Annotated in this window: 23 protein-coding genes; 6 read left to right on the forward strand and 17 right to left on the reverse strand. The window is 70.1% G+C overall.

Annotation, left to right across the window (positions count from 1 at the left end):
• Positions 1-325 precede the first annotated feature (325 nt).
• From ACH4S7_RS30005 to ACH4S7_RS30030, 6 genes are all read right to left on the reverse strand, one after another.
• Positions 326-1,924, reverse strand: coding sequence for a type VI secretion protein (locus ACH4S7_RS30005; RefSeq protein ID WP_398524484.1), 1,599 nt, complete (start codon positions 1,922-1,924; stop codon positions 326-328).
• A gap of 1 nt (position 1,925) precedes the next feature.
• Positions 1,926-3,338 carry an ATP-binding protein gene (locus ACH4S7_RS30010; protein WP_398524485.1) on the reverse strand — a complete coding sequence of 471 codons (1,413 nt, stop codon included), beginning with the start codon at positions 3,336-3,338 and terminating at the stop codon, positions 1,926-1,928.
• Positions 3,339-3,352: 14 nt separating this feature from the next.
• A complete protein-coding gene (locus ACH4S7_RS30015; RefSeq protein ID WP_398524486.1) occupies positions 3,353-4,906 on the reverse strand; it encodes an SCO6880 family protein in 1,554 nt (517 codons plus the stop codon).
• Positions 4,903-6,225, reverse strand: a complete 1,323-nt coding sequence (locus tag ACH4S7_RS30020; RefSeq protein ID WP_398524487.1) for a hypothetical protein — start codon at positions 6,223-6,225, stop codon at positions 4,903-4,905. Before ACH4S7_RS30020 ends, ACH4S7_RS30015 begins: the two co-directional genes overlap by 4 nt.
• Positions 6,215-7,075: a hypothetical protein gene (locus ACH4S7_RS30025; RefSeq protein ID WP_398524488.1), complete on the reverse strand. Its 861-nt coding sequence runs from the start codon at positions 7,073-7,075 to the stop codon at positions 6,215-6,217. Before ACH4S7_RS30025 ends, ACH4S7_RS30020 begins: the two co-directional genes overlap by 11 nt.
• Before the next feature lie 201 nt (positions 7,076-7,276).
• On the reverse strand, positions 7,277-7,585 hold the full coding sequence (locus ACH4S7_RS30030) for a hypothetical protein (protein ID WP_398524489.1): 309 nt from the start codon (positions 7,583-7,585) through the stop codon (positions 7,277-7,279).
• Positions 7,586-8,074: 489 nt separating this feature from the next.
• Between ACH4S7_RS30030 and ACH4S7_RS30035 the strand changes: the two genes are divergently transcribed.
• Complete coding sequence (locus ACH4S7_RS30035) at positions 8,075-9,088, forward strand: NlpC/P60 family protein (RefSeq protein WP_398524490.1); 1,014 nt, start codon at positions 8,075-8,077, stop codon at positions 9,086-9,088.
• Between the two features lie 268 nt (positions 9,089-9,356).
• The gene (locus ACH4S7_RS30040) at positions 9,357-10,097 is read left to right on the forward strand and encodes a phosphatase PAP2 family protein (protein WP_398524491.1); all 741 of its coding nucleotides are present in this window, start codon (positions 9,357-9,359) and stop codon (positions 10,095-10,097) included.
• A gap of 68 nt (positions 10,098-10,165) precedes the next feature.
• Here ACH4S7_RS30040 and ACH4S7_RS30045 read toward each other — a convergent pair whose 3' ends face one another.
• Entirely contained in the window at positions 10,166-10,639 is a 474-nt protein-coding gene (locus ACH4S7_RS30045; RefSeq protein WP_398524492.1) for a hypothetical protein, read from the reverse strand.
• Positions 10,640-10,954: 315 nt separating this feature from the next.
• On the reverse strand, positions 10,955-11,134 hold the full coding sequence (locus ACH4S7_RS30050; protein WP_398524493.1) for a hypothetical protein: 180 nt from the start codon (positions 11,132-11,134) through the stop codon (positions 10,955-10,957).
• Positions 11,135-11,259: 125 nt separating this feature from the next.
• Between ACH4S7_RS30050 and ACH4S7_RS30055 the strand changes: the two genes are divergently transcribed.
• Positions 11,260-12,129 (forward strand): hypothetical protein, encoded by an 870-nt coding sequence (locus ACH4S7_RS30055; protein WP_398524721.1) that lies wholly within the window; start codon positions 11,260-11,262, stop codon positions 12,127-12,129.
• 114 nt (positions 12,130-12,243) lie between these two features.
• Entirely contained in the window at positions 12,244-12,411 is a 168-nt protein-coding gene (locus ACH4S7_RS30060) for a hypothetical protein (RefSeq protein WP_398524738.1), read from the forward strand.
• A 118-nt stretch (positions 12,412-12,529) separates the two neighbouring features.
• Here the strand turns inward: ACH4S7_RS30060 and ACH4S7_RS30065 are convergent, their stop codons facing one another.
• Positions 12,530-12,895, reverse strand: coding sequence for a metal-sensitive transcriptional regulator (locus ACH4S7_RS30065; protein WP_398524494.1), 366 nt, complete (start codon positions 12,893-12,895; stop codon positions 12,530-12,532).
• A gap of 292 nt (positions 12,896-13,187) precedes the next feature.
• Between ACH4S7_RS30065 and ACH4S7_RS30070 the strand changes: the two genes are divergently transcribed.
• Together ACH4S7_RS30070 and ACH4S7_RS30075 are read left to right on the forward strand one after the other, a co-directional pair.
• Positions 13,188-13,808 carry a DUF47 domain-containing protein gene (locus ACH4S7_RS30070; RefSeq protein WP_398524495.1) on the forward strand — a complete coding sequence of 207 codons (621 nt, stop codon included), beginning with the start codon at positions 13,188-13,190 and terminating at the stop codon, positions 13,806-13,808.
• A gap of 5 nt (positions 13,809-13,813) precedes the next feature.
• Positions 13,814-14,812, forward strand: coding sequence for an anion permease (locus tag ACH4S7_RS30075; RefSeq protein WP_398524496.1), 999 nt, complete (start codon positions 13,814-13,816; stop codon positions 14,810-14,812).
• Between the two features lie 591 nt (positions 14,813-15,403).
• Here the strand turns inward: ACH4S7_RS30075 and pstB are convergent.
• From pstB to mshD, 8 genes are all read right to left on the reverse strand, one after another.
• Entirely contained in the window at positions 15,404-16,180 is a 777-nt protein-coding gene (gene pstB / locus ACH4S7_RS30080) for a phosphate ABC transporter ATP-binding protein PstB (protein ID WP_398524497.1), read from the reverse strand.
• Positions 16,181-16,205: 25 nt separating this feature from the next.
• A complete protein-coding gene (pstA, locus tag ACH4S7_RS30085) occupies positions 16,206-17,282 on the reverse strand; it encodes a phosphate ABC transporter permease PstA (RefSeq protein ID WP_398524498.1) in 1,077 nt (358 codons plus the stop codon).
• Entirely contained in the window at positions 17,279-18,274 is a 996-nt protein-coding gene (gene pstC / locus ACH4S7_RS30090) for a phosphate ABC transporter permease subunit PstC (RefSeq protein WP_398524499.1), read from the reverse strand. The genes pstA and pstC overlap by 4 nt, the downstream gene beginning before the upstream one ends.
• A 194-nt stretch (positions 18,275-18,468) precedes the next feature.
• Complete coding sequence (gene pstS, locus ACH4S7_RS30095) at positions 18,469-19,602, reverse strand: phosphate ABC transporter substrate-binding protein PstS (RefSeq protein WP_398524500.1); 1,134 nt, start codon at positions 19,600-19,602, stop codon at positions 18,469-18,471.
• A gap of 498 nt (positions 19,603-20,100) precedes the next feature.
• Complete coding sequence (locus ACH4S7_RS30100) at positions 20,101-20,523, reverse strand: NUDIX hydrolase (RefSeq protein ID WP_398524501.1); 423 nt, start codon at positions 20,521-20,523, stop codon at positions 20,101-20,103.
• Between the two features lie 83 nt (positions 20,524-20,606).
• Positions 20,607-21,605, reverse strand: coding sequence for a CHAD domain-containing protein (locus ACH4S7_RS30105; RefSeq protein WP_398524722.1), 999 nt, complete (start codon positions 21,603-21,605; stop codon positions 20,607-20,609).
• Positions 21,606-21,834: 229 nt separating this feature from the next.
• Positions 21,835-24,066 carry an RNA degradosome polyphosphate kinase gene (locus ACH4S7_RS30110; RefSeq protein ID WP_398524502.1) on the reverse strand — a complete coding sequence of 744 codons (2,232 nt, stop codon included), beginning with the start codon at positions 24,064-24,066 and terminating at the stop codon, positions 21,835-21,837.
• 492 nt (positions 24,067-24,558) lie between these two features.
• Positions 24,559-25,482, reverse strand: coding sequence for a mycothiol synthase (mshD, locus tag ACH4S7_RS30115; RefSeq protein WP_398524503.1), 924 nt, complete (start codon positions 25,480-25,482; stop codon positions 24,559-24,561).
• Positions 25,483-25,495: the final 13 nt, after the last annotated feature.

Here is a 25,495-nt window from a genome sequence, read left to right on the forward strand (position 1 = left end):
GAGAGTAGGACGCCGCCGAACAATTTTTAGCCTCAGTCTTCCCGGACCTTTTATGGTCTGGGAAGACTGAGGCATTTTTGCGTTGTGCCCTCTTTCCGGGCACGGGCGCGCGCGTGCGGGGTGGTGGGTGTTTGTTGGGGTGGGGTCGTGTGCCGGGTGGGCGCGGGGCCCCTTTCGCATATCCGGGGGCGGTCCCTCTGGGCCCTGACGGGGGTGTGGGGATCGGCCATTGGTCAGAGGTCGGTCCCCTGGCCGGGGGCGGTTGGAGGTCACTGTGGTGGCCTGCTGCCTCGCGGACGGCCGGGTAGCGCTGCGGCGGGTGCTGCTACTGGGGGAGTGGCTCCTGCCAGCGGGCGCGGGCCTGTTCGGCGGAGCGGAGCAGCACCAGGGTGGGCAGGCCCTGTGCCTGGCCGGTGGCCAGCAGCTCGGGGAGCCGGGGGAGGGGGGCCACCGCCGCGACATCGTCGAGAACGAGCGTCATTGGTGGGTCGAGCCGGCCGGCAGATGACCGTACGGCCATGCGGCGGCCGCGCTCGACCACGTCTGACGCCAGCGCGGTCAGCAGTGGCATCGCTCCGGGGCGGGATTTCGGATCCTCAATGGGCTCCCCCACCAGATAGAGCGTTCCCCCGTCGTTCGCAAAAGATTCCAAAGCGAGCGAATCAGTTCGGTTCGGAGTGCTGGCCTCGCGGATGTGGATCGAGGAGAGCGCGCCCAGCGCCCGGGCCACCAATTCCCGAGCGATCTCGCGGCGTTCCGGATGGGCGGTGAGCGCCGATTCGAGGAGGCCGGCGTGGCCGCCCGCGGCCTTGGGGTGCGTACGGAGGATGCGTACCGCCTCTTGCAGACCGGTGCCCTGTGCCCAGCGGTGCACCTGCTTCACGGGGCGCCCGTCCACGGCGGCGGCATGGAGCCAGCAGCGCAGCAGGGTCTCGGCGGTATCGACCATCGCGGCGTCCAGCAGGGCGCGTGGGCGGACCGGTGCGAGCAGGGCGGAGGCGCGGGCGGCGGCCGTGTCGGTGTCCTCGCAGTGCGCCGTGGGGGACCAGTGGAGGCGGGCGGGGGTGTCGCACAGATGGCCGGGGTCATAGACGAGGACGGGGCCGAGTTTGGCCCGCGCGTCCTTGGTCTCGGACCATACGGCGGGGTCGGAGGTGACGACGAGGGCGGGACCCTCGGCGTCCAGGATGGCCTGGAGCGTGCTGGGGCGGCGGGCGTCGGGATCGCCGTACAGCAGTCGGGCGGTCCGGGGAGACGGCAGTGGTGCGGGGACCGCGGCGATGAAGGGGGTGGCGGGTCCGGGGTCCGGGTGGCGGGAACCGGTGGTGTCGACGGCCGCGTTGGAGACGGTGGTGCTGGTGGGCTGCGGCGGTGGTGTGTGCGCGGCCGGGGTGAGGTCTGGGGATGGGGTGGGGTGGGCGGCCGGTGGTGGGGTGGGGAGCTGTTCGGTGGGGGGCGGGGGCGTGACGGGGGCCGAGTGCGGGCCCCCGTACGCCGTGGTGGTCTCGGCAGGGCCTCCGGGCGGGCGGACAGCGGCGTGGCGCTCGGCGCGGCGGGTCGCCCGGACCACCTTCCAGCGTGCCAGGGTGCCCAGCAGAAAGACCGTCAGCACCAGCAGCACCATCAGTTCGCTGATGGCGATGCCCCAGAACAGCCCGTACCCCGATAGTTCGTCGGCGGGGGTCGCCGGCCAGGCGGCGGGGAGGTCCTGTGGGGCCGAGACGAGGGAACGCACCGCTTGGGGTGCGTTCTTGAAGGTCACACCGGTCGGCCAGGACCCGTTGGTGAACAGACCCGCCAGGCCCGTCGCCGTCCAGGCGAGGAAGAGCAGGCTGATCCCCAGCCCGACCAGCCCCAGCAGCAGGCCGTCCGGGATGCCTCCGGTCCCTTCCCGTTCGGGACCGCGCCGTCCGCGCTCCGGCATCTCACGCCACCGTCGACTCGGAGGACGCGTCGAGTTGTTGTCGCTCGATCAGCGCCGCCCGCTGTTCCGCCTCCCACTCGGCGGCTGCCACGTCTTCGGGCAGCGCCGGTCCTGAGGACTCGGTCATGGCCCGGTCGGTGAAGACGAGTGGTCGTTCGGCCTCGGTGATCAGGTGTTTGACGACCTGGACATTGCCGTTGACGTCCCAGACCGCGATGCCGGGGGTGAGGGTCGGAATGATCTCGACGGCCCAGCGGGGCAGGCCCAGCACCTGGCCCGTCGCTCTGGCCTCGTCGGCCTTCTGGGCGTAGATCGTCCGGGTGGAGGCCATCTTGAGGATCGCCGCGGCCTCCCGGGCGGCGGCGCCGTCGACCACGTCGGAGAGGTGGTGGACCACCGCGACGAAGGAGAGGCCGAGGCGCCGGCCGAACTTCAGCAGCCGCTGGAAGAGCTGGGCGACGAACGGGCTGTTGATGATGTGCCAAGCCTCTTCGACCAGGAAGATGCGTTTCTTCCGGTCCGGCCGGATCCAGGTGTGCTCCAGCCAGACGCCGACGATCGCCATCAGGATCGGCATCGCGATGGAGTTGCGGTCGATGTGCGAGAGGTCGAAGACGATCAGCGGGGCGTCCAGGTCGATGCCGACGGTCGTCGGGCCGTCGAACATGCCGCGCAGGTCGCCGTCGACCAGCCGGTCGAGGACGAGGGCGACATCGAGGCCCCAGGCCCGTACATCGTCTATGTCCACGTTCATCGCTTCCGCGGACTCCGCCTCCGGGTGGCGCAGTTGTTCGACGATATCGGTGAGGACCGGCTGGCGGTCGGTGATCGTGGCGTTGACGAAGGCGTGGGAGACCTTGAGCGCGAAGCCGGAGCGTTCGTCCAGGCCGTGGCCCATCGCCACTTCGATGATCGTACGGAGCAGGGCGAGCTGACCCGTCGTGGTGATCGCCGGGTCGAGCGGGTTGAGCCGGATGCCGCCGTCCAGGGCCGTCATCGGATCGAGCCGGATGGGGGTTATGCCCAGCTCCTGCGCGATCAGATTCCACTCGCCGACGCCGTCCTCGCCCTGCGCGTCCAACACGACGACCTGCCGGTCCCGGAAGCGGAGCTGGCGCAGGACGTACGTCTTCTCCAGCGCCGACTTGCCGTTGCCGGACTCGCCGAGCACCAGCCAGTGCGGGGCCGGCAACTGCTGTCCGTACAACTGGAAGGGGTCGTAGATATAGCCCTTACCGCTGTAGACCTCACGGCCGATGATCACGCCGGAGTCGCCGAGGCCGGGGGCCGCGGTCGGCAGATAGACGGCCTGGGCCTGACCCGTCGAGGTGCGGACGGGCAGCCGGGTCGTTTCGACCTTGCCGAAGAGGAAGGCCGTGAACGCCTCGGTGACGGCGGACAGCGGATCTCGCATCAGGATCAGGGCCCCTAACGGCGGATGCCGGTCGCGAACGGCAGAGTGTTCACAAAGGCCCGGTGGTGCTCGCGGTCGCACCACTCCAGCTTGAGATACGACTTACCGGCCGAGGCCCGGATCGTCCGCTTGTCCCTGGCGAGGGCTTCGGGCGAACGCGACGACACCGTGATGTACCCGACGAGGTTGACGCCCGCCGCACCGCTGGCGAGATCTTCACCCCGCTGGTCCAGCCGGCCGTGGGCGGCGATGTCGCGGGGGTCGATCGTGCGGTTCATCTTGGCGGCGCGACTGGCGTCGGCCTCGTCGTTGGTCTTCTCCGTCAGCATCCGCTCGATGGCGACCTCGGTGGGTTCGAGGTCCATGGTCACCGCGACCGTACGGATCACATCGGGGGTGTGCACGAGCAGCGGCGCCAGGAAGTTGACGCCGACCGGGGTCATCGGCCACTCCTTCACCCAGGCCGTGGAGTGGCACCAGGGCGCACGGGTGGACGACTCACGGGTCTTCGCCTGGAGGTAGGTCGGCGACATGGCGTCCAGCTCGGCGGGCCAGGCGTTCCGCTTCGTCATCGCCTGGATGTGGTCGATGGGGTGGTCGGGGTCGTACATGGAGTGCACGAGGGAGGCGAGCCGGCCCTGACCGAGGGGCTGGCGGACCCGGATGTCGGCCTCCGCGAGCCGGGCGCAGATGTCCGTCAACTCACGGGCCATGACGACGGCGAGGCCCGCGTCCTTGTCGAGCCGACGGGCCTTGGTGGTCGCGCGGGAGGCGCGGGCCATGGCATTGGCCTCGGCGGCCAGCTCGCGGGTGTAGTGCATACAGGCGACGAGGTAGGCGCGGTGCTGCTCGCTGGAGGTGGAGACCATCGACTGGAGCTGGTTGTAGGAGTCGCGCAGCCAGGGCGGGGAGTGGGTGTCACCGCGCTGGGCGACGTCCTTGGCGTGGGCGTCGGGGTCGGCGGGGAGGGTGCGCGCCAGGATCTGTAGCCGGGTCACGAAGCCGTCGCCGTTGGCGACGTGCTTGAGGAGGGTGCCGAAGCGGTCGACCAGGGCTTCCTGGTCCTCGCTGTCGCGCAGTCCGACGCCGGGGCCCTCGATCTCGATGGCGGCGGTGACGGTACGGCGGTCGGCGTGCAGAAGTACGGCGATCTCGTCGGGGCCGAAGGGGGCGGCGAGCCAGTTGATCCGGCCGATGCCGGGGGGCGGGCCGACCTCGACCTCACGGCCGTCGATACGGGTGCCGGCCTCGGCTGCGGGCGAACGGTAGACCGTCTTGGCGCGCACGGTGCGCTTGAAGCTGCGGTTGATCTCGAACCACTTGTAGAACGTACGGCCCTTGAAGGGGACGTAGACGGCGGCCAGCGCGAGCATGGGGAAGCCCATCAGCAGCACGATGCGCAGGGTGAGCACGGGCACCAGCAGCCCGCTCATCATGCCGAAGAACGCGCCGGCGATGATCAGGGCGATCTCGCCGGTCTCGCGGTTCTTGCCGATGATCGCGTTCGGCCGGGCGCGGCCGATGAGATAGGTACGGCGGGGCGCGATGGGATGGGAGTGCGTGCTCAACGCCCTCCACCTCCTGCTCCTGTGCTCTTGCGGTTGCTGTGCGGGTTGCTGGTGCCGGGTGCGGCGCTACGGGGCGGGGGCGCGACGCCTCCGCCGCCTCCGCCGGTGGGGCGGCTGCTGTGCGCGGCGACACCGCCGCTCATGGGGTTGGCGGGCTGGGGCGCGCTGCCGCCACCACCGGACTCGCCGCCGCCACCGCCGCCGCGGACGCTGTGGGTCTTGATGCCCTGGGAGACGAGGGCGGCGGGGGAACTCATGACGGCGGCGGCGCGGTTCTCGACGCCGCCCTGGATGCGGTTGTTCCGGGAGGCGACGATCTCGTCGCCGAAGCCCGGGACGAAGCGGTAGATCATCCCGGAGGCGACGATGGCGAGGATGATGATCGCGAGGCCGGAGACGATCGCCGAGACGGAGTCGGGGTCGCTGGAGTTGGTGAGGGCGCCGGCGAGACCGAGGACGATGGCGATGACCGGTTTGACCAGAATGATCGCGATCATGATGCCGGCCCAGCGGCGGATGTTCCCCCACATGTTCTTGTCGACCAGTCCGGAGTAGACGACGACGCCGAGGAGCGCGCCGACGTAGAGGACGATCGCGCGGATGAACAGCTCCAGGTAGAGGACGCCGGCCGCCACGATGGTGACGAGCGAGACCACGATCTGCATGATCGGGCCGCCGCCGATGTCATTGCCGCGTTTGAGGGCGGCGGAGAAGTTCCCGAAGAACATGTCGGTCTGGCCTGCGGTGCCGCCCGCGATGACCTCGGTGACGCCGTCGGTGGCGGAGACGAGGGTGTAGAGGATCAGCGGGGTGAAGGCGGAGGCGAGGACGGCCAGCCAGAGGAAGCCGATGGCCTCGGAGACTGCGGTGGTGAAGGGGACGCCGCGGATGGCGCGCTTCGCGATGGCGAGCAGCCAGATGAGGAGGGTGAGGACGGTGGCCGCGGCGAAGACGACGGCGTACTGGGAGAGGAAAGTCGTGTTGGTGAAGTCGACGGTGGCGGTGGACTTGACGGCCTTGGAGAGGGTGTCGACGGTCCAGGACGCGGCGTCGGTGCAGGCGCGGCCGAGGGCGCCGAGGGGGTCGGCGGCGGAGGCGGGGTCGAGCGTGGTGCTACGACCGCTGCCCGAGCCGCTGTCGCAGTAGTCGCGGGCGGGACCGCGGATCAGGTCGCACTCGTCCTTGGTGGCGCTCGGGCTCGGCGTGGGTGAGGGGGTGGGGGCTGCGGTGGCCCGGCTCGCCAGCAGGACCACGGTGGTCTGGAGGCCGGCGGTGAGCGCGGCGCCGATGGAGAGCGCGCGGCGGCGGTTAACGGGCATAGGTGAACCCTCCGAACTGCTGGACGGCTTCGGCCATCTCCTCGGCCCCGGAGGCGGTCTGGTCGCGGCCGACCGGCGCGGGTCCGTCCTTCTGCGTGAAGTCGGTGACCTTCCAGTCGCCACCGACCCACTTCAGCTCAAAGGTGTTGGTGTACCAGCTCTCGGTGACCGGGCTCTTGGAACCCTCACCGGCCAGCCCGAACAGCGCGGAGTACCAGACGGAGACGCTCGCGCTGTCGCTGCCGATCTTCTCCACCTTGGAACCCATGGGGTTGAAGCGTGAGATGAACGTCATGCCGGTCGGCGCGGTCCCCTCGGGCGTCAGCCCGATGCGGGTGAGGAATTTCTCGTCCGAGTACACCTTGTCCAGGCCGTTCCTGCGGGTGGTCGCGACGGCGGGCGCGTAGACCGTGTTCACGATCCGGTCGCGGCGGTCGTCCTCGTACATCCCGTCGGATCCCAGTGCCACCAGGTAGTTCGTCGCCGCGCTCTGCGCCCCCTGTGCGTCCCGCGCGTACCCCGTCGGGATGCCCTCCGACAGGCCCTTCACCGGCTTCACGCCCGTCGCAGCCGTCGGGTCCGCGCCGCGGGGGGCCTTTGAGGTCGAGCCGGGGGAGTCGTCGTCGCCCCCGCCGCGGTTGGCGAACACGATGGCCGCGAGCAGCAGGACGATCACGCCCACCACGGTGATCACGGAGCGGGAGCCGCGTGGTGGGCGCCCGCCGCCGTAGCTGTCGGTCTCGGGCGTGCCGGGCAGGCGGGTGCGGGTCTGGCCCGTGCCGCCGAAGCCGTCGTCCACGCGGCCACCCGTGTCACCGCGGTAGCCGCCGTGGTCGTCGCCGAGGCTCATCTCGCGTACTTCCCCTCGCTCCGCTGCGGGAGTCGCCCTCCCTCAACCGGGTGCGGCTCCGCGTCGTACGGCTCGGTGCCGTACGACGACGGTAGCCGCGCTGCTTGCCGCGCGGGCGCGGTGTGGTGACTCGACATCAGGGAGACGCAACCTCTGAGGGGGGCCGGGGCACGCTGGGGAGAGAGGGGACGGCGGGTGGGGTCAGACGGCCATCCCGTACACGATGGTGAAGACGGTCCCCAGGGAGCCGATGATGAAGACGCCGGTGAGTCCGGCGACGATCAGTCCCTTCCCCTGTTCCGCGCTGAAGGTGTCGCGCAGTGCGGTCGCCCCGATGCGCTGTTTGGCCGCACCCCAGATCGCGATGCCGAGGCAGAGCAGGATGGCCACGGCCATCACCACCTCGATCATCACCCGGGCTTCGTTGCCCAGGCCCCCGAAGGGCCCCCAATCTGGAGCGATTCCGCCAATGATGGTGGTGATATCGCCCTTTTCGGCTGCCAGGATCATGTGTAACTCACCGCCCCTGTCGGGTTGTTCGCTGCCCCTGCCCCTCGGCACGGGTCATCGCTCTATCTTCGCTGATGAAACCGGCCTCGCACGACGACTTGGCGGGTCTCTTTACCCGATCTCCGCGCGTATGACCGATGCCACCGTTCTGACCTGCGGAGAAGTGGATCATTTCATGGCGAGGAGCCCGTACCGTCACTCTGTGTATCACGCTGCGTGACTCCGGGCAATGACTGTCGTTGTTCCACCTTTGGGGCGCTCCTCACGTTTCGGGCGCGCGTTGTCCCCATTGGGCCCGGGTGCGCCTGAAACGTTCCTGCAACCGCCTTCAGGAGAAGGGGGCGTACGGGAGGGGGCATGACGCGCGTCATGGGGCGCGCGGACCTCGGTGTATGTGTCGCGGCCCGGTCGCCCGCCACCTCCTGATCCGCGCCCCGCGCGCCTACACTGGCGCGGGGCGGACTCCTCGGGTGTGAAGGGTGGTTGACGGTGCGTAAGGCGTGGCTGGTCGCCGGTGTCTCCATCGGGGCATCACTGGCGTTTGTCGCGCTCCTCGTCGTCGGCACGTTCACCGCCGCATCCGGCGTCTTCGGAGGCGGGGGCAAGAACGGCTCCGTCGGGCTCGCCAAGGGTTCCGTGCCCGCCAAGTACCAGTCGCTGGTCCAGCAGTGGGGCAACCTCTGCCCGGCCATCAACCCTGCGCTGCTCGCCGCCCAGCTCTACCAGGAGAGCGGCTGGAATCCCCGGGCCCAGAGCCACGCCGCCGCCCAGGGCATCGCGCAGTTCATCCCCGGCACCTGGGCCGCGCACGGCGTCGACGGGGACAAGGACGGCGACCGTGACGTCTGGGACCCGGCCGACGCGATTCCGTCCGCCGCCACCTATGACTGCGCGCTGGCCGGATATGTGAAGAAGGCGCCCGGCGATCCGGTCAACAACATGCTCGCCGCCTACAACGCGGGCGCCTACGCCGTCATCAGATACGGCGGCGTCCCCCCGTACAACGAGACCCAGAACTACGTGAAGATCATCCGCACTCTGGAGAAGAGCTTCGCCCGGCCCGTCGGCCGGGTCGATCCCTCGCGGCAGGCCGCCGGCGCGATCTACTTCGCCCAGCAGAAGCTCGGGACGAAGTACCTCTGGGGCGGTAACGGCACCACCGAGCAGGGCGGCCGGTTCGACTGTTCCGGGCTGACCCAGGCCGCCTATCGCACGGTGGACATCGAGCTGCCGCGGGTGGCCAACGACCAGTACAACGCCGGACCGCATCCTTCGCGGGAGGAGTTGCTCCCCGGCGATCTCGTCTTCTTCTCCGACGACCTCACCAACTCCCGGGCCATCCGTCACGTGGGTCTGTACGTCGGCGGCGGCTACATGATCAACGCGCCGCGACCCGGTGCGGTGATCCGCTTCGACAAGATCGACACCCCGGACTACTTCGGGGCCACTCGGGTCACCGAGGATGGCGCGAAAGCACTGCCCAGCTTTGCGCCCGAAGCCTGATCGGGCGACTGGCGTGGCTGGAACCATGCGCTGGGCAACGGCCCTGAGCTGCGGCGACGCATCTCTCTTCGATAACGTCATGGTGATCGTTCGGTGGAGAGTGGAACGTCCGCGGGGAGCAGGCCGTTCCCTGGACGGAAGAGCCGCACCGACCCGCGGCGGCCACCGGACACTGCTCACGGGGGTTGGTGGCGGTGGCGCACCCCGTGGTGCGCCGCGGCAGGCGGACACAGGGCAGCGGGCAGGACAAGGCAAGGGGCCGTAGGAGATGGCTGGACTCGCAAGGGAGATCCCACTCGCGGAGGCGAGCGGAGGATCGGGTCCCGATATCAGCCTGCTCTACGACATCAACGGCCTGTCCAGAGCCGCCCCACCCTGGGTCGACCGCATCATGGGCTTCATCGGTGAGTACGGGATCATGTTCGGCCTCGTCGTCGTCGGTCTCTGGAGCTGGTGGAGCGTCCGTCGGCGCGGCACCGCCGAGGACTCGGTGTCGGCCGTCGCCGGGCTCGCCTGGGCGCCGCTCGCCGCGGCCATCGCGGTGGTGATCAACATCCCCATCCGCGGCTTCGTGGAGCGACCACGGCCCTTCGTGGACCATCAGGGGCTTGAGGTCCTGGTCGCCGGGAAGACCGACTACTCCTTCGTCAGCGACCACTCGACGATGGCGATGGCCCTCGCGGTCGGCATCTTCCTCGCCCATCGGAAGCTGGGCTTCGCCGCGCTCGGCCTCGCGGTCACCGAGGGCTTCCTCCGCATCTACATGGGCGTGCACTACCCGACTGATGTGATCGGCGGATTCGCGCTGGGCACCGCGGTCACACTGCTGCTCGCGCCGCTCGCGCTGGCCCTGCTGACCCCGCTGGTGTCGGCCATCGCCGGGTCGCGGGCGCGGGTGCTCGTCCGCTCGAAGTGCCCCGTCCCCGGCCGGGACGGTGACCGGACCGAGGCGTTCGACATCCCCGAGGCGCGGGTCGAGGGCGCGGGCGAGAAGGATCTCGCGGCCTGATCCGTACGTACGAGTGCGTCTTTACGAGTGCGAGTACGAGGCCAGGAGAGGGACGGCGTAGGGGCTCGTCAGCGGCGTTCGTTGCGGCTGCGGCGCTGGTGACGGCGGACGATCAGCACCGTACTGACGGCGGCGACCGCTCCCGTGCCCGCGACGGAGAGTGAGCTCTCGATCGGGCCGTCCGGCTTGGCCGCCGTGGAGGCGGCGGGGGCGGTGGGGGCGGTGGAGTCCCTGGACGGGGCGGACGGGACGGACGCGGCGGCGGACGCGGGGCCCATGAGCAGCGGTGACAGGGCCAGGGCCAGCGCCGCAATCGTGGTGAGGGCGCCGCGCCCACTGTGCCCCCGGGAGGCCCGGGGGGCGGCTGAGGGGCCTGTGCGCGGTCCGGATATGCCGGGGGGTCCGTCGGGCGTCGTGCCCGGTGCGGTCGGGCGGCTGGCGGGCGATCCATCGACGGCGGTAGCGGTGGCAGTGCCGATGGCGGTGGCAGTGGCAGTGGTGCCGATGCTGGTGGTGGTGGCGCGGGATATGAGCCGGTTCATGCTGAGACGTCCTTGCGGTCGTATCGGAAAAGCCCCTTGTGACAAGGGCACCGTCCCCTTGACCTCCCGGCCATCCGGGCGCCTCCGTACGGGCTACCGCACCCTGGAAATCCGCGCCGCACGATGCGCCCCGACGGCGGTTCGCGCCCCCTGGTGGTGGGGTGATGAGCCGACGGCGGGCTGGACCCCGACCGTGGATCGATGAGCTGACGGCGCGGCGGGAATGCGGCAGGAACGCGGCAGGAATGCGGCGGGCATGGCCGGTCGGTCGCCGTACCCTCTGCTGCTCAGCCGTCGGCCGGCCCTCTTCGGTGCTCAGCCGTCCAGCCGCGGGGTCGACGCATGGGACCGCGCGTCCGTGCGGGCGCGCTCACGCGATCTTCGTGCCGGACCGCGCCAGCCGCAGGTGCAGCGGGCGACGGCGAAGGAGCCGCGTTCGGTGGTGGTCGTCTGATGCGGTGCCGGACCGGAGACCGGGATGTCCTGCGAAAGCACAACTCCACGGTACTGGCGCCGGGCCCTACCGGTACCCCCCGCGTGACGACGGGCCCAGGTTCTCGTTAGGGGAGGCGGGCGGAGGTCTCGCACAAGCAGTGTTCCGTGTTGGGGGTTGGCAGGCGATGGTGGTGCAGCAGCACAGGCGCGGGGGCGGGAAGGTCGCCGTGGCCGCCGCCGTACTGGGCGTGATGGCGGCCAGCGGCTGCTCCGGTGACGGGGCCGAAGCCGCCGACGACGAGCGGCCGGGCTTCGGTGCCGCTCACGGGCGGCTCGCCGATGGCCGGACGCCGACGGACGAGGTGCGGGCGGCGGCGGACGTCCTGCTCGCGGCGGGCAGCGCCCGGGCCCGTACGGCGATGGAGACGGCGTCCGGCGGTACGCGGGTGACGATCCGGGGGGAGGGCGCCTACGACTTTCGGCGCCGGATGGGACGGCTGACCGTCGTCCTGCCGAAGGACCCAGCGGGGACGGCCGAGCACCGGCCGGTCACCGAGCTGATGACCCCCGGGGCGCTCTACATGAAGAACCGCGGCGCGGGGGTGCCGGCCGACAAGTGGGTGCGGATCGACACGACCACCCTGGCCGACGGGAATCTGGTCACCGGCGGGGCCACCGATCCGCTCGCGGCGGCGGAGCTGCTGCGCAGCGCGCGTGAGGTGACGTACGCGGGGGAGGAGAGTTCCGACGGGGTGCGGGTCCGCCACTTCCGTGGGAGCGCGGACATCGCGCTGGCCGCGCGGGTGGCCGAGCCGTACGCGCGGGCGGCGCTGGCGGCGGCGGCGAAAGGGTTCGCCACCGACATCGTGCCGTTCGACGCGTATTTCGACGACGAGGGGCGGCTGCGCAAGGTGCGCCACCGCTTCAGCTTCACCAATGGGAGCGGGGAGACGGTCGCCGTCTCCTCGACCACGACGCTGTACGGCTTCGGGACCCCGGTCTCGGTCCGGCTGCCCGACGCGCGGACCATTTACGCCGGAAGGATCAGGGTCTAGCGGACCCTTTAGGCCGGAAGGATCAGGAGCTAAATGGTCCGGACGTGCCATGCGCGGTTCGTGCGTCACTCCCTACGCTAGGAAACCGGTACCGGCAGGAAGAGGTGAATGCACGTGGCTCCGCCCAGTACGACGTTGGTCCAGGACTACGTGGCCCTCGCCGAAATCGAGCTGTGCGGCGATTTGATCATCGCGGCGTCGGCCGCGGACGGGCGGCTCAGCCCGGACCGTATCGACGAGGTGCTGAATGTGGCGGCCGAGCGGTCCTCCCCGCAGCTGTGATCGTGGGGTGACCGCGGGACCTCCGTGGAGGCCCCGGTGTCCGGCCGGGGCGACGGTGCGCCCCGGCCGGACACCGGGGTACCCACTCCCCGCTCCCGGGTCCGCCGGCCGGGGACCGTCAGGTACGGAGCAGCCGGGCGATGGCCTTGGTGGCCTCCTCGACCTTGGCGTCGATCTCGCTGCCGCCCTTGACCGCGGCGTCGGCGACACAGTGCCGCAGATGCTCTTCGAGGAGCTGGAGCGCGAAGGACTGCAGCGCCTTCGTGGACGCGGACACCTGGGTGAGTATGTCGATGCAGTAGACGTCCTCGTCGACCATGCGCTGCAGGCCGCGGATCTGGCCCTCGATCCGACGCAGTCGCTTGAGGTGCTCGTCCTTCTGGTTGTGGTAGCCGTGGATGCCTCGGTCATGGTCGGTGACCAGGGTGTCCACGCTCGTGGTGGTGTCCGTGACCGGGGGGCCGGCCGCCTCGGTGGTCGTCATCGGGTCCTCCCGTTGGTTCTGCTGGGCTGATCGTTTCTCGGGCCGGCGGTCTGCGCCGGGCCGGCTGGGGCCGGTGGTCCCCCGGGGTCGTGCCGGCGTGAAACCGCTGGCACGAAACTCGCGATCATATACCCCTCGTGGGTATATGGTACCGAATCCCACGCGATCAAGCGCGGGGTCCCATGCTGTTCTCGGTGTCCTATGGGCGACACTGGGAACTCCGGTTGGCCGTGGCCGGATGAATGCGCCTAGCATCGGCCTGTCCGAATCCAGAGCACACCGAGGACTCCACGTGCGATTTCGTCTGACCCCCAGGGAGACGAGCTTCTACGACATGTTCGCCGCATCCGCGGACAACATCGTCACAGGCTCCAAGCTCCTGATGGAACTGCTCGGGGCCGATGCTTCTTCCCGAGCGGAGATCGCGGAGCGGATGCGGGCTGCGGAGCACGCGGGTGACGACGCCACTCATGCCATCTTCCACCAGTTGAACTCCTCGTTCATCACGCCGTTCGACCGTGAGGACATCTACAAGCTCGCCTCCTCCCTCGACGACATCATGGACTTCATGGAGGAGGCCGTCGACCTCGTCGTGCTGTACCAGGTCGAGGAGCTGCCCAAGGGAGTCGAGCAGCAGATCGAGGTACTGAACCGCGCGGCGGAGCTCACGGCCGAGGCCATGCCGCATTTGCGGACCATGGACAATCTCACCGAGTACTGGATCGAGGTCAACCGCCTGGAGAACCAGGCCGACCAGATTCACCGCAAGCTGCTGGCGACGCTGTTCAACGGGAAGTATGACGCGATCGAGGTGCTGAAGCTCAAGCAGATCGTGGACGTGCTGGAAGAGGCGGCCGACGCGTTTGAGCATGTCGCGAACACGGTGGAGACCATCGCGGTCAAGGAGTCCTGAACAGCGTGGACACCTTTGCCCTGATCGTGACCATTGGTGTCGCGCTCGGATTCACGTACACCAATGGTTTTCACGACTCCGCGAACGCCATCGCGACTTCGGTCTCGACCCGGGCCCTGACGCCGCGCGCCGCGCTGGCGATGGCCGCGGTGATGAACCTCGCGGGCGCGTTCCTCGGACAGGGCGTGGCCAAGACGGTCAGTGAAGGTCTCATCGCCACCCCCCAGGGCAGCAAGGGGATGGGCATCCTCTTCGCCGCGCTGCTGGGTGCGATCGTCTGGAACCTCGTCACCTGGTACTTCGGGCTTCCCTCGTCGTCCTCGCACGCGCTCTTCGGCGGCATGGTGGGCGCGGCGCTCGCCGGGGGTACGGAGGTGATCTGGTCGGGAGTGCTCGAAAAGGTCATCATCCCGATGTTCATCTCGCCCTTCGTCGGGCTGATCGCCGGATATCTGGTGATGGTCGCGATCATGTGGATGTTCCGCAGGGTCAACCCGAGCAAGGCGAAGCGCGGCTTCCGTATCGCGCAGACGGTCTCGGCGGCGGCGATGGCGCTCGGCCACGGCCTCCAGGACGCCCAGAAGACGATGGGCATCGTGGTGATGGCGCTGGTCATCGCCGATGTGGAACAGCAGGGCGACGCGATTCCCGCCTGGGTGAAGATCGCGTGCGCGGTGATGCTGTCGCTCGGTACGTACGCGGGTGGCTGGCGGATCATGCGGACGCTCGGGCGCAAGATCATCGAGCTGGACCCGCCGCAGGGGTTCGCGGCGGAGACGACGGGTGCGTCGATCATGTTCGGATCGGCGTTCCTGTTCCACGCGCCGATCTCGACGACGCATGTGATCACGTCCGCGATCATGGGCGTGGGCGCGACGAAGCGGCTGAACGCGGTTCGCTGGGGAGTCGCGAAGAACATCATCCTCGGCTGGTTCATCACGATGCCGGCCGCGGCGGCGGTGGCGGCGATGAGCTACGGGGTCGTCTACCTCGTCTTCGGCTGAGCCGACGTGAGCCGGGCTGACCTGAGCTGAGCTGGCCTGATCCGAGCCGGGCTGACCTGAGCCGATCTGGGAGCTGCTGACCCGGCCCGAGCCGGTCCAGACTGACCCAGCTCTCCGCTCCCGCTCCCGCCCTCGATTCCTCTCCCCCGCGAGGGGGCGCCGTTTGCTGTTCCGGCCCGGGGCGTCCCGACGGTGCGCGGGCCGTCCGTTGGCGCCGCGTGCGGCTTCCTGCTGGGCTGTGAGGCGCTGACGGTACGGGGGGAGTGCTCCAGGCGGTGCCGGCCCACGCCGGGCGGCTGCCCAGGGCTCCGGGGCACACCGTGGCGGAGCGTCGACCATGGCGCGAGGTGTGCGCGGTCGCGGCACCGGGAGGCTGTGATGTACGGCGGGCGGGACGGGGGAGGTACGCGGACATGATGGTGGGCCCGCCCCCTGGGAGAGGGGGCGGGCCCTTCGTCATGCGGTGGCACCGCCATGCGACACCGCACCACGTCTGGTACCTGCCCGACGGATGAGACCGGATGAGACCGGTGCGGCCGGGTCAGGCCGGGTCAGGCCGGGTCGGGCGCCGGGGCAGGAACGGCCGGGTGCTCAGCCGAAGCGGCCCGAGATGTAGTCCTCCGTCGCCTGGACCGACGGGTTCGCGAAGATGCGCTCCGTCTCGTCGATCTCGATCAGCCGACCCGGCTGCCCCACCGCCGACAGGTTGAAGAACGCCGTCCGGTCCGAGACCCGCGCCGCCTGCTGCATGTTGTGCGTGACGATCACGATCGTGAAGCGTTCCTTCAGCTCGCCGATCAGGTCCTCGATCGCCAGGGTGGAGATCGGGTCCAGGGCCGAGCAGGGCTCGTCCATCAGCAGGACCTCCGGCTCGACAGCGATCGCGCGGGCGATGCACAGCCGCTGCTGCTGACCGCCGGAGAGGCCGGAGCCGGGCTTGTTCAGCCGGTCCTTGACCTCGTTCCAGAGGTTGGCGCCGCGCAGGGACTTCTCCACGACGTCGGCGAGCTGGTTCTTCTTGTACGAGCCGTTCAGCCGCAGACCCGCCGCCACGTTGTCGAAGATCGACATCGTGGGGAACGGGTTCGGGCGCTGGAAGACCATGCCGACCGTACGGCGCACGGCGACCGGGTCCACCTGGGACCCGTACAGGTTCTCGTCGTCCAGCAGCACCTTGCCCTCGACACGGCCCCCCGGCGTGACCTCGTGCATCCGGTTCAGGGTGCGCAGGAAGGTGGATTTGCCGCAGCCGGAGGGGCCGATGTAGGCCGTCACCGAACGGGGTTCCACGGTCATCGAGATGTCCTCGATGGCCTTGTGGGAGCCGTAGTAGGCGGTCAGTCCGCTGATGTCGATTCGCTTGGCCATTCAGATCACTTCCAGTGGGCCGCGGTCAGCGGCCGGTCTTCGGGGCTTTCCAGCGGGCGATGCCGCGGGCCACGAGGTTGAGGAGCATGACGAAGACGATCAGGACCAGCGCGGCGGCCCAGGCGCGGTCGTACGACGCCTCGCTGCCGACCCGGTACTGCTCCCAGATGTAGAAGGGGAGCGACGACTGCGCGCCTTCGAACGGGTTGGTGTTGATCAGTTGGCTGCCGAAGACCAGCAGCATGATCGGCGCGGTCTCACCGGCGATGCGCGCGATGGCCAGCATGACGCCCGTCGTGATGCCGCCGAGGGCGGTCGGGATCACCACCTTGAGGATGGTGCGCCACTTCGGTACGCCGAGGGCGAGTGCCGCCTCGCGCAGCTCGTTCGGGACGAGCTTGAGCATCTCCTCGGTGGAGCGCACCACGACCGGGACCATCAGGATGGCCAGCGCGAGCGCGCCCATCAGCCCGGACGGGCGCAGTTCCAGCATCAGCATGATGGAGAGGATGAAGAGGCCCGCGACGATCGACGGGATGCCCGTCATGACGTCGACGAAGAAGGTGACCGCCTTGGCCAGCGCGCCCTTGCCGTACTCCACCAGGTAGATCGCGGTCAGCAGGCCGACCGGTACCGAGACGACGGTGGCGAGTCCGACCTGCTGGAGGGTGCCGACGATCGCGTGGTAGACGCCGCCGCCGGTCTCGAAGCCGGGGACGCCGGCCATCGAGTGGGTCAGGAAGTAGATGTCGAGCGCCTTGGCGCCGCGGCTCACCGTGACCCAGACAAGCGAGAACAGCGGGACGACGGCGAGGATGAAGCAGACCCAGACGATGCTGGTGGCGAGCCGGTCCTTGGCCTGCCGCTTGTTCTCTACCACCGTGGTCGCGACATACGAGATGACCATGAAGAAGACGGCGGAGAGCAGGCCCCACTGGGTCTTGCTCTCCCAGCCGGCCACCGCGCCCAGGCCGCAGCCCAGCACGAGCGCGCCGGCCGCGAAGGCCAGCGGGGCCCAGCGCGGCAGCGTCCGCCCGCTGAGGCTGTTCTTCCGGGTCGGCGGGGTGGGGACGGGCCGGTCCTGAATGGCTGTCTGGGTCATGCGTTGGCCCCCGAGTACTCCTTGCGGCGGGCGATGATGAGCCGCGCCGCGCCGTTGACCAGCAGGGTGAGGATGAACAGCACGAGTCCGGAGGCGATCAGGGCGTCCCGGCCCAGTTCATTGGCCTCGTCGAACTTCGCCGCGATGTTCTGGGCGAAGGTGCCGCCGCCGGGGTTGAGCAGATGCAGCGAGATCACGAAGCTCGGGGAGAGCACCGTGGCGACGGCCATCGTCTCGCCGAGCGCGCGGCCGAGTCCCAGCATCGAGGCGGAGATCACGCCGGAGCGGCCGAACGGCAGGACGGACATCCTGATGACTTCCCAGCGGGTGGCGCCGAGCGCCAGGGCGGCCTCCTCGTTCATCTTGGGGACCTGGAGGAACACCTCGCGGCTCACGCTCGTCACGATCGGCAGGATCATGATCGCGAGCAGTACGCCGACGGTGAAGAGCGAGCGGGCGACGCCGATCTCGGTCTTCTCGAAGATGTAGGTCCAGCCGAAGAACGCGTCGAGCCAGAGGTTGAGGCCCTCCAGGTACGGGACGAGGAAGAGCGCGCCCCAGATGCCGTAGACGATCGACGGCACGGCGGCCAGCAGATCGACCAGGTAGGCGATGGGGGCGGCGAGTTTACGCGGCGCGTAGTGCGAGATGAAGAGCGCGATGCCGACGGCGATCGGGACGGCGATGACCATCGCCACGATCGAGCTGACGACGGTGCCGAAGAGGAGCACCGCGATGCCGAAGACCGGCGGGTTCCCGGCCGGGTTCCAGTCGAAGGTGGTGAGGAAGTTGCCCTCGTCCTTCGAGATGGCGATGGAGGCGCGGTACGCGAGGAACGCGGCGATCGACGCCATGATCACCAGGAGCAGGATGCCCGAGCCGCGCGACAGACCGAGGAAGATCTTGTCGCCCGCGCGCCCGGTGGAGGTGCTCTTCCTGGTGTTCGGCGGAGCCTGCGCGGGGGGAGGGGGGTCTAGGTGTGTGGAAGCCATGGTCTTTCCGGTCTCTGTGGGGGCGCCCGGTGGGGCTCCCCTGGCGGCGGTGCACCGGATGGGGCGGCGGACGGGGCCCGGGGTCGTGGGCCGCTGTGGGACTCAGCGGTTCCGGGACTCGCCGCCTCGGGGGCCGGTGGCCCCCGGGGCGGTCGCGAGTCCGTCGGTCCCGGGACCCCGTCCGCGCGCCCGGTCTACTTCAGACCCGCGACGGTCTCGCGGACCTTGGAGTTGATCTCGGCCGGGATCGGCGCGTAGCCGGCGTCCGAGAGGACCTTCTGGCCCTCCTCACTGGCGGTGTAGCCGAGGAAGGACTTGACGGTGTCCAGCGTCTCCGGGGTGTTGCCGGTGTCGCAGACGACCTCGTACGTCACCAGGACGAGCGGGTAGGCGCCGTCGGCCTTGGTGGCGTAGTCCAGCTCCAGGGCGAGGTCCTTGCCGGTGCCCTTGACCTTGGCGGCGGCGATGGCCTTGGAGGCGTTCTCGGAGGTGGCCTGGACCGGGGCCGCGGCACCGGTGTCGACGCTCACGGTCGGGATCGACTGCGAGGTCGCGTACGACAGCTCGAAGTAGCCGATCGAGCCGTCGACCTGCTTGACCTGCGCGGCGACACCGGAGGAGCCGGAGGCCGCCTGGCCGCCGGGGGCGGGCCACTTCTTCTCGGCCTCGTACGGCCAGTCCGCCTTGGCGGTGGCGCCGAGGTACTTGCCGAGGTTCTGGGTGGTGCCGGAGTCCTCGGAGCGGTGGAACGCCTGGATCGCCTTGTCCGGCAGCGTCTTGCCGGAGTTGAGCTTGACGATCGCCGGGTCGTTCCACTTCTTGATCTTGCCGTTGAAGATCTTGGCGATGGTGGGGGCGTCCAGGGTCAGGTCGTCGACGCCGGAGAGGTTGTAGCCGATCGCGATCGGGCCGCCGACCATGGGCAGGTTGATGCCCTGGCCGCCCTCGCAGGTCTTCTTGGACTCGGAGACCTCGTCGGGCTTGAGCGCCGAGTCGGAGCCGGCGAACCCGACCGTGCCCTGGTTGAAGTTGATGATGCCCTCGCCGGACGAGGAGCCCTTGTAGTTGATCTCCACGCCCGAGCAGGCGGCCATGTAGTTCTTGACCCAGAGGTCCATGGCGTTCTTCTGCGCGCTGGAGCCGGATGCCAGCAGCTTGCCCTTGGCGCCGTCGCACTTGATGTTCGACGCCGCGCTGGTCTTGCCGCCGGTACCGCCCGTGGCCCCGGAGTTGTCGTCCGAACCACACGCCGTGAGGACCAGGGCTCCGGTCACAGCGAGGGCGCCGAGCGCGGTGGCGCGGAGCCCGTTCTTGCGCTGAAGCATCACTTTCGGGTGTTCCTTCCAGGAGCCGCCGATGGACGCTGACCGAGGTCGGGCGTCACTGGCGGCGTGTGTCGGGGATGGCGGCTCCGGCGCTGTACCGGTTACCGCGTTAAGGCTGAAATTAGGCAGATGAGATGAAGCGGCCCATGGGGGAGGGTGAACGGGAGGTGAACCGTGTCGGGCGGCTGGGTGTGTGACCCCCTGACGGGTGCGTACGCCTGAGCGAATCCCGTACACGGCTGCGGCCTGCGGCTTTCTCTGGTGGTGAAGGGGCCGCTGGGGTCGCGATGGATCACTCGCCGACCCTCCGCGCGCGAGTGGTCCGTACGGGATCGCTCCGTCCGCGATCCGTCCGCCCGCGATCCGTCCGTCCGGGATCGGTCCGTACGGGGGAGTGCCGTTCGGGTACGGAGTGCGCGGGGGCGCGCCGCCCCGGGTGCCGGTGCCGGTGCCGGTGCCTGTGCCGGTGCAGCAGTACGGACCGGGGTACGGGCCGGGGGCTCAGTGCGCCGAGTGCGGCGCGCCGTCCAGCAGCGCGTCGACCAGTTCGCGGTCCCGTGGCTGGGTCAGCCGCTCCCGGGCGTCCGTCGGCGACAGCCACAGAATCCGGTCCACCTCCTTGTTCGGGGTGAAGGCCCCGGTGGTCGCCTCCGCCGCCCAGTAGACGACCTCCTTGGGGCGGCCCTCGGCGACATAGCGCGTGGTGCCCAGCGAAGCCCCCGGAACACACGCGTGCCCGGTCTCCTCCAGGACCTCCCGGAGTGCGCCGTCGAGCGCGTCCTCGCCGTGTTTCAGCTTCCCCTTCGGATGCGACCAGTCGTCGTACTTCGGCCGGTGTACGAGGCAGATCTCCACGCCCTCGTCCCCGTGCGGCGAACGGCGCCAGAGCACGCACCCCGCCGCCAGAACCGTCCCGTCCTCCATGACCGAACCTCCGTCACCAGACTTCCGCCACCGTGTCGTGGCCACCGCCACTCTGGCACCGCGCGGCGGTCGGTGGTGCGCGGTCACCGGCCGGCGCGTACCGCGATCGAGCGCTGCCAGATCTCCTGGAAGGCGAACCTGGCCGCCTCCACCTCATGGCGCTGGTCCGCGTGCAGCACGCCCAGCGCGTACGCCGTCGCGGGGGCGATCCGCGGTGTGCCGGCCGCCGTCGCGGCGGCTGCCGCGGCCTCGGCCGCGTCCCGGTGGCGGTCGAGCAGCAGCCCCGCCCGCGCCAGCAGCGGGTCGGCGTCGGGCACCAGCACCTCCAGCGCGTACCGGCGCAGCCGCAGCAGTCGGCGGACCTGGTGCCAGGGGGCGTCCTGGGCCTCCTCGGCCGAGGCGGTGGCGAGCCCGTTGACCAGCGCCTCCGCGTTGTACGGGTGCCCGGCGCGGGCCAGTGGCAGGGCCGCCACGGCCGTCAGCAGCCGTCGTTCGGTGACCTCGGCCGCCGGGGGGTGCGGGCCCGTGGCGGGCGCGAGCGGCAACTCCGACGCGAGGACGGCGACGGCGTCGGCGACCGCGTGGAACCGGGCGGAGCCGAGCGCCTGGAGCGATGCCGAGTGCGCCCGCGTCCTGGCCAGCGTGAGCTGCCGGTCCAGCAGCGCCCCGGCCCGCGCGGCGCCCACGGTGAGCGCGCCCCGCTGGGCCGCGGCCCCCGCGCCGGTCAGGGCGGGTCCGGTGCCGGTCAGGGCGGGTCCGGTGCGCGCCTGCGGGACCGTGGACGCCCCCGACAGCCTGCCCAGCGCGTCGAGCAGCCGGGACAGCCGTGAGGTGCAGGCGTGTTCCTGCGCCAGGGTGGTGGAGAGCCAGGCCAGCTCCGTACTCAGCCGGTCCGCCCAGAGCGGGTCGAGCAGCGGACGGAAGGTGTGCAGGGTCCCGCTGATCCGCCGGGCCGCCATCCGCAGCGAGCGGACCGCCGCCGTGGTGGCCGCCGTGTCCGCGCCGGTCTCGCCGTGCAGCCGGAGCGCGCGCAGAAATTCACCCGCCCGAGCGTGCAGGTAGACGGCGAGCGCCCCTCCCACGGTGGACTCGGCGCCCGGTTCCGTGGGTACGGCGCCCGGCCCCGGCGCGGGTACGACGCCCGATCGCGGAGGTACGGAGTCGGGTCCGAGGGGTACGGAGTCGGGTTCTGTGGTGGTGGTGGTGGTGGTGGTGACGGCGGGCCGGGGGACGGCGCCCGGCACCCCGGTGCCCCGCGGGCGGAGCGGGGCGAGCGGGGGCAGCGGGGGGAGCTGCGGGACACGGGACAGATCAGGGCTGTGCACGCCTGCGCCTCCGGGCGTCAATGAGCATCTCCTGGACGTTCCGCAGCGGCTGACCGTCCTGATCGGTCGCGTGCCGGGTCCAGGCGCCGTCCGGGCCGAGATGCCAGGACGACGTCTTGTCGGACATGCCGGTTTCCAGTAGCCGGGTGATCGCCGCGCGATGGGTGGGGTCGGTGACCCGGACCAGCGCTTCGATACGGCGGTCGAGGTTGCGGTGCATCATGTCGGCGCTGCCGAACCAGACCTCGGGTTCGCCGCCGTTGCCGAAGGAGAAGATCCGCGAGTGCTCCAGGAAGCGCCCGAGGACCGAACGCACCCGGATGTTCTCCGAGAGCCCGGGGACCCCGGGGCGGATCGCGCAGATGCCCCGTACCCAGATCTCCACCGGTACGCCCGCCATGGACGCGCGGTAGCAGGCGTCGATGATCGCCTCGTCCACCATCGAGTTGACCTTGATGCGGACATAGGCGGGCCGGCCGGCACGGTGGTGCGCGGCCTCCTTGTTTATCCGGGCGATCAGCCCGTCGCGCAGCGACTTGGGGGCGACGAGCAGTCGGCGGTAGGTCTCCCGCCGTGAGTACCCGGAGAGCCGGTTGAAGAGGTCCGAGAGGTCGGCGCCCACCTGCGGGTCGGCGGTGAGCAGCCCCAGGTCCTCGTAGAGCCGGGCGGTCTTCGGGTGGTAGTTGCCGGTGCCGACGTGCGAATAGCGGCGCAGCGTCTCGCCCTCCTGGCGCACCACCAGGGAGAGCTTGCAGTGGGTCTTGAGGCCGACGAGTCCGTAGACGACATGGCAGCCGGACTCCTCCAGCTTCCGCGCCCACTTGATGTTGGCCTGCTCGTCGAAGCGGGCCTTGATCTCGACGAGGACGAGGACCTGCTTGCCGGACTCCGCCGCGTCGATCAGCGCGTCGACTATGGGCGAGTCGCCGGAGGTCCGGTACAGCGTCTGCTTGATCGCCAGCACGTCCGGGTCGGCCGCGGCCTGCTCCAGGAACGCCTGTACGGAGGTGGAGAAGCTGTCATAAGGGTGGTGCAGCAGGACATCGCGCTCGCGCAGCGCCATGAAGACGTCGGCGGCGGACGCCGACTCGACCTCGGCGAGGTCGCGGTGGGTGCCGGCGATGAACTTGGGGAACTTCAGCTCGGGCCGGTCGAGCGCCGCGATACCGAAGAGGCCGGTCAGGTCCAGCGGGCCGGGCAGCGGATAGACCTCGGCGTCGGTGACCTTCAATTCGCGGACCAGCAGATCGAGGACGTACGGGTCGATGGACTCCTCGACCTCCAGCCGGACCGGGGGGCCGAACCGGCGCCGCATCAGCTCCTTCTCCAGGGCCTGGAGAAGGTTCTCGGCGTCGTCCTCCTCCACCTCCAGGTCCTCGTTCCTGGTCACCCGGAACATGTGGTGCGCGAGCACCTCCATACCGGGGAACAGCTCTTCCAGATGCGCGGCTATGACGTCTTCGAGGGGCACGTACCGCCCCGGCGACGCCTCCAGGAAGCGGGAGAGCAGCGGCGGGACCTTCACCCGGGCGAAGTGGCGGTGCCCGCTGACGGGGTTGCGCACGACGACGGCGAGGTTCAGCGACAGTCCGGAGATGTACGGGAAGGGGTGCGCCGGGTCCACCGCCAGCGGGGTCAGCACGGGGAAGATCTGCTGCCGGAAGAGCGTGAAGAGGCGGGCCTGCTCCTTCTCGGTCAGATCGGGCCAGCGGATCAGATGGACGCCCTCGTCGGCGAGGGTGGGGGAGACGTCCTGCTGGAAGGCGGCGGCGTGCCGGGCCATCAGCTCACGGGACCGGGTCCAGATGAGGTCGAGGACCTCACGGGGCTGGAGACCGGAGGCGGAGCGGGTGGCGACGCCGGTGGCGATCCGGCGCTTCAGGCCGGCGACCCGGACCATGAAGAACTCGTCCAGATTGGACGCGAAGATTGCGAGGAAGTTAGCCCGTTCGAGTAGTGGGGTGGCCGGGTCCTCGGCCAGTTCCAGTACTCGTTCGTTGAAGGCGAGCCAACTGCGCTCCCTGTCCAGAAAGCGCCCCTTGGGCAGCTCGGCACCTGCGCCGGTGTGGTCCTCTTCCTCGTACGCGTCGAGGTCTCCGTCGAGGTCGGGCTCCAGATCGGAGACCGTGGCGGCGACGGTGTGCGGTCGGTGGGCTGCTATCGAACCGACGGACGGCTGGGGGTGCTGGACCGATGCCTCGGCGGGCTGCTGACTCATGGACCCATTCTTCCGCGTAGTGGGGAAGACGGGCGCGTCGGAGAGGGCCGGGGCGAGGTGGAGTCTGCCGTTGGGCGTGGGGGGTACGGAGTCGGGCAGAGCGGGCTGCATTGAGTGAGGGTCGCAAGGCTGTCTGAATGGCCGGTAACGACGACATGACGTAGGGGAAGCGGGGGTGGGGACGCCGGGGGTGGGGGTGTGTCGGGGGTCGGGCCCGGCCGGGTGTTCGGCGGGGGTCCTCGGCCGGGTGCCGGGTGCCGGCCGTGGGGCGTGGGGCGTGGGTGGTGGAGCGCTGCTCTGTGTTCGGAGCGGTGGGTGCGGTCCGGAGCTCGGAGGTGGCGCTGGTTACGGTCCGGGGTCCGGAGGTGGCGGTGGGTGCGGAGGTGGCGGCGGAGGCGGGTGCGGCGGGGGAGCTTCCGGATGCCGGATGTACGGGCGGGTACGGGCTCCCCGCCGACGGCTCCCCCGCCCCGCCTCAGCGCCGTGCGTCGCTCATGACTCCGTCCGGTACATCAGATCGACCTCGTGCGTGGTGAACCCCAGCCGTTCGTACACGGTCACGGCCGCCGTGTTGTCCGCGTCGACGTAGAGCATCGCGGTCGGCAGCCCCTGCTCCGCGAGATGGCGCAGCCCGATCGCGGTGAGGGCCTTGCCCAGGCCGCCGCCCTGGGCGTCGGGCCGGATGCCGACCACGTAGACCTCACCGAGCTGTTCGGCGGCGTGCGTCTTCGTCCAGTGGAAGCCGATGATCTCGCCGTCGCGCTCGGCGAGGAAGAACCCCTCGGGGTCGAACCACGGCTCGCTCTTCCGGTCGTCCAGATCGCGCTGGGTCAGCGAGCCCTGCTCGGGGTGGTGGGCGAACGCGGCGGCGTTCACGGCGAGCCAGGCGGTGTCGTCCTGGCCGGGAACGAACGTGCGTACGGTGACGCCCGGCGGCAGCGTCGGCTCGGGGAGGTCGAGCGGGGTCAGCGGACGGCGAAGCTGGCGCAATTCGCGGAACAGGGTCAGCCCCAGCACCTGTGCCAGATGCCGGGCGGCGGACCGCCCGCCGTGCGCCCACACCCGCAGCCGCTTGCCCGACGCCCCGAGCACTGCGCTCCCGAGAGCCCGGCCGTGCCCGCGCCCCCGGTGGGAGGGGTGGACGACGAGTTCGGCGGCCGGCGCCTCGACGGGGTCGGTGTCCTCCAGTTGCGCGTAGCCGATCAGTTCCGCGTCGACGGTGAGGAGGAAGTGCCGTACACCGTCCCGCTTACCCCCGCGCAGTTGCAGCCGGCCCTGTTCGGAGACGGCTTGGGTCCCGTCGGATTCGGCCGCGGCGGCGAGCATGGCGAGAACGGCGTCCGCCTGCTCGGCCGTCAGCTCGTCATGGCCGATGATCTGCCTGCCGGGCTCCGGGATCACTGCGTCAGTCGTCATGGGAAGAGCCTAC

It is taken from the genome of Streptomyces sp. NPDC020965 (assembly GCF_044333555.1).
GTDB lineage: Bacteria > Actinomycetota > Actinomycetes > Streptomycetales > Streptomycetaceae > Streptomyces.

What these genes read in the sequence shown, in the direction of transcription:
- ACH4S7_RS30005 (WP_398524484.1), bottom strand. Translation starts at nt 1,924, where the DNA reads ATGCCGGAGCGCGGACGGCGCGGTCCCGAACGGGAAGGGACCGGAGGC.
- ACH4S7_RS30010 (WP_398524485.1), bottom strand. Translation starts at nt 3,338, where the DNA reads ATGCGAGATCCGCTGTCCGCCGTCACCGAGGCGTTCACGGCCTTCCTC.
- ACH4S7_RS30020 (WP_398524487.1), bottom strand. Translation starts at nt 6,225, where the DNA reads ATGCCCGTTAACCGCCGCCGCGCGCTCTCCATCGGCGCCGCGCTCACC.
- ACH4S7_RS30025 (WP_398524488.1), bottom strand. Translation starts at nt 7,075, where the DNA reads ATGAGCCTCGGCGACGACCACGGCGGCTACCGCGGTGACACGGGTGGC.
- ACH4S7_RS30030 (WP_398524489.1), bottom strand. Translation starts at nt 7,585, where the DNA reads ATGATCCTGGCAGCCGAAAAGGGCGATATCACCACCATCATTGGCGGA.
- ACH4S7_RS30040 (WP_398524491.1), top strand. Translation starts at nt 9,357, where the DNA reads ATGGCTGGACTCGCAAGGGAGATCCCACTCGCGGAGGCGAGCGGAGGA.
- ACH4S7_RS30045 (WP_398524492.1), bottom strand. Translation starts at nt 10,639, where the DNA reads ATGAACCGGCTCATATCCCGCGCCACCACCACCAGCATCGGCACCACT.
- ACH4S7_RS30055 (WP_398524721.1), top strand. Translation starts at nt 11,260, where the DNA reads ATGGTGGTGCAGCAGCACAGGCGCGGGGGCGGGAAGGTCGCCGTGGCC.
- ACH4S7_RS30065 (WP_398524494.1), bottom strand. Translation starts at nt 12,895, where the DNA reads ATGACGACCACCGAGGCGGCCGGCCCCCCGGTCACGGACACCACCACG.
- pstB (WP_398524497.1), bottom strand. Translation starts at nt 16,180, where the DNA reads ATGGCCAAGCGAATCGACATCAGCGGACTGACCGCCTACTACGGCTCC.
- pstA (WP_398524498.1), bottom strand. Translation starts at nt 17,282, where the DNA reads ATGACCCAGACAGCCATTCAGGACCGGCCCGTCCCCACCCCGCCGACC.
- pstC (WP_398524499.1), bottom strand. Translation starts at nt 18,274, where the DNA reads ATGGCTTCCACACACCTAGACCCCCCTCCCCCCGCGCAGGCTCCGCCG.
- ACH4S7_RS30100 (WP_398524501.1), bottom strand. Translation starts at nt 20,523, where the DNA reads ATGGAGGACGGGACGGTTCTGGCGGCGGGGTGCGTGCTCTGGCGCCGT.
- ACH4S7_RS30110 (WP_398524502.1), bottom strand. Translation starts at nt 24,066, where the DNA reads ATGAGTCAGCAGCCCGCCGAGGCATCGGTCCAGCACCCCCAGCCGTCC.
- mshD (WP_398524503.1), bottom strand. Translation starts at nt 25,482, where the DNA reads ATGACGACTGACGCAGTGATCCCGGAGCCCGGCAGGCAGATCATCGGC.